This window comes from Stenotrophomonas sp. STEN022 (genome assembly GCF_056760155.1).
In genome coordinates, this window is record NZ_JBRREG010000179.1 from 1 (window position 1) to 3,165 (window position 3,165).

The 3,165-nt window shown below is 65.8% G+C and carries 4 protein-coding genes; 2 read left to right on the forward strand and 2 right to left on the reverse strand.

Annotated features, from left to right (window positions below; genetic code table 11):
* Positions 1-137: 137 nt before the first annotated feature.
* Together ACVOMF_RS20690 and wrbA are read right to left on the reverse strand one after the other, a co-directional pair.
* On the reverse strand, positions 138-482 hold the full coding sequence (locus ACVOMF_RS20690; protein WP_481510944.1) for a DUF2069 domain-containing protein: 345 nt from the start codon (positions 480-482) through the stop codon (positions 138-140).
* Entirely contained in the window at positions 479-1,072 is a 594-nt protein-coding gene (wrbA, locus tag ACVOMF_RS20695; RefSeq protein WP_481510945.1) for an NAD(P)H:quinone oxidoreductase, read from the reverse strand. Before wrbA ends, ACVOMF_RS20690 begins: the two co-directional genes overlap by 4 nt.
* Positions 1,073-1,150: 78 nt before the next feature.
* On the opposite strand from wrbA, the gene ACVOMF_RS20700 reads away from it, so the two are divergent.
* Entirely contained in the window at positions 1,151-2,425 is a 1,275-nt protein-coding gene (locus ACVOMF_RS20700) for a YihY family inner membrane protein (protein WP_481510946.1), read from the forward strand.
* Positions 2,422-2,985, forward strand: coding sequence for a TlpA family protein disulfide reductase (locus ACVOMF_RS20705; protein WP_481510947.1), 564 nt, complete (start codon positions 2,422-2,424; stop codon positions 2,983-2,985). The genes ACVOMF_RS20700 and ACVOMF_RS20705 overlap by 4 nt, the downstream gene beginning before the upstream one ends.
* Positions 2,986-3,165: the final 180 nt, after the last annotated feature.

Consider the following 3,165-nt stretch of genomic DNA (forward strand, 5'->3'; position numbering starts at 1 on the left):
GGGGAGCCCGGCTGGGGGGTGGGCCCCGCGCCCACAACCCGGCTCTTCGTAAACCCTTCCGCCGCGCAGGGCGCGGCTCTACAGGTGGATTGTCGGGACAGCCCCAGCCGAGCATGGCTCGGCTCCACACGGTGGACTCACCGGGCCTTCTTGGCGGCAAAGCGCGCGCGCATGCCGGGGATACTGACCAGGGCCACGATCAGCAGCGCCAGGGCGATCTCGATCCATGCGTAAAGGGCAGTCTCGCGGTGGCTCCAGGCACTCATCACGCCGTGGCTGAACCAGAACAGCGCCAATACCCCTGCCCAGAAGCGCGCCACCGCGCGCTGTGCCAGTACGCCCAGCAGCAACAGTACCGGCGGCGCCACGAACACCAAGGCCACCGCCAGCAGGTGGCGGTCGGCGCGGAACCACCACGCATACAGGCCGGCCAACAGTGCCAGTGCCAAGGCCAGGATCAGGTCGCGGCTGCGGCCGCTCATTGCACCAGACGCCGGGAGATATCGGCCACCCGACGGCCCAATGCCCGCGCCAGCACCGCCTCATCGTCGGTGGGCTGCGGATCATCCTGGCTGCCGGCCACATGGCTGGCGCCATACGGCGTGCCGCCGCTGCTGGTGTGACTCAGCGCCGGCTCGGTGAAGGGGATGCCGACGATCAGGCAGCCGTGGTGCAGCAGCGGCAGGTGCATCGACAACAGGGTCGACTCCTGGCCGCCATGCATCGAGGCGGTGGAGGTGAACACCGCTGCCGGCTTGCCGGCCAGGGTGCCGTTGACCCATTCCGCGCCCAGGCCGTCGAGGAAGTGCTTGACCGGCGCGGCCATGTTGCCGAAGCGGGTGGGGCTGCCGAGCACGATGCCATCGCATTCGGCCAGATCGGCGATGTCCACATAGGGGGCGCCGTCCTCTGGTACGGGCGGGGCACTGGTCTGGGTGACGGCAGCGACCGGCGGCACCGTTCGCAGGCGGGCGCTCATGCCCGGCACCTCGCCGATACCGCGGGCGATCTGCCGCGCCAGCCGGGCCACCGAACCGCCACGGCTGTAGTAAAGCACCAGGATTTCCGCCATCGCAGCATTCGCTCACTCTTACAGGAACCGGCAGTATCAACGATGCGGGCCGCGCTTTGCATCGGGTACCCTTGCCGAATGGAACCTTTGGATTCACTCAACCTATGGATGGAGCGCCTGCGTGACCGGGCGCGCAACGTCAGTTTCGGCCGCTTCCTGTGGAAGCGCTTCCTCGACGACCGCCTGTTCCAGGCCGCCGGTTCGCTGGCCTACACCACGGTGTTCGCGCTGGTGCCGTTGGCTATTGTCGTGTTCGGAGTGCTGTCGGCGTTCCCGATGTTCGATCGTTGGAGCGAGGCGCTCAGCGACTATGTGTTCTCCAATTTCGTGCCCTCGGCGGCACGTGCGGCCGAAGGCTACCTGAAACAGTTCTCGGCCAGCGCCGGGCAGCTGACCGCCGCCGGTTTCCTGGCCCTGGTGGTGTCGTTGCTGATCACCCTCAACAGCGTTGAGCAGACCTTCAACCGGATCTGGCGGGTGGCCTCGGCGCGACCGCAGCTGACCCGCTTCCTGGTCTATTGGACGGTGCTGACGCTTGGTGCCTTGTTGGCCGCCGCCTCGTTGGCGATCTCGGCCAAAGTGTTGTCGCTGCCCTTGTTTGGCACCACCGAGGGCCGCTGGCTGGCCGATCTTGGCCTGCGCCTGGCACCGGTGCTGATCGAGTTCGTCTGTGTGGTGCTGATCTACCGGGTAGTGCCACACCACACAGTGAAGTGGCGCCATGCCATTCCCGGTGCGCTGCTGGCGGTGCTGATGCTGGAGCTGGTGAAGTGGGGCATGGGCCTGTACCTGGGCAGTTTCCAGTCCTATCAGAAGCTCTACGGCACGGTGGCCTTCGTGCCCATCCTGTTGCTGTGGATCTACCTGAGCTGGGTGTCGGTCCTGCTGGGCGCGTCACTGGCCTCGTCGATCGCCGCCTTCCGCTATCAACCAGTGGCAATGCGGCTGCCGCAGGGCTGCGAGCTTTATGGCCTGCTGCGTCTGCTGGGGCGCTTCCGCGAGGCGCGGCAGCGAGGGCAGGGGCTGGATGAAGACCAGCTGTTGCTGCTGGAACCCATGCTCACCGACTCCCTGCTTCAGCAGTTGCTGGAGCAGATGGAAGCTATTGGCGTGCTGCGCCGTGACGAGCGTGGTGAATGGTTGCTGGCGCGCGACCTGGACAGCATCAGCCTGCATGAACTGTATGAAAGCGCGCAGCTGCGTATTCCCGCCGCCGAGGAATACCTGCCGATGCGCGAGGACAGCCTCGGGCAAGCGGCCTGCAATGCCCTGGATCAACTACGTCTGCCGTTGCGCGAACTGCTCAAACGCCGGGTGGACGACATCTATGTAGAGCGCGGAGAGAGTCGATGATCAAGAAGTTTGTTCCCGTCGCGCTGCTGGCACTGGCCCTGGCAGCGTGCAAGCCCGAGCAGGCACCTGTCGCCGCACCGGCTGCCGCACCCGAGGCACCGGCCACGCCCGAGGCGACCCAGCCCGGCGTGGTCCAGCAGACGGTGGAAATACCGCAATTGCAGGTGCCGACCGTTGACGGCAAGACCTATGACCTGGCCAGTCACCGTGGGCAGTGGGTGGTGGTGAATTTCTGGGCCACCTGGTGTGCGCCCTGCCTGCAGGAGATGCCGGAGTTGTCGGCGCTGCACGCCATGCGCAGCAATGTGGAAGTGGTTGGCCTGGCGTATGAGGACATCGAGCTGGACGAGATGCAGGCGTTCCTGAAGGAGCACCCGGTGGCCTACCCGATTGCGATCATCGATACCTTCAGCCCACCCAAGGATTTCGCGACGCCGCGTGGCTTGCCGATGACCTACCTGATCGGGCCGGACGGCAAGGTCGCCAGGCAGTTCCTGGGGCCGGTGAATGCGCAGGAGATCGAGCAGGCGATTGTGGCTGCCGGGGGTAAGGCGGTTTAAAGGGATGGTGGTTTTTGGCGGGACGTAGCTTCTAGGCGACAGCAACAAGCTTTGAAGCCAAGAGCACCCCTCCCCAACCCTCCCCTTCGCTGCGCGAAAGGGAGGGGGCTGTTCTCGGCATCTTTTGGATGGCCGGGGGGCCGCTGCTACTCCCTCCCTTCCGCGTAGCGAAGGGGAGGG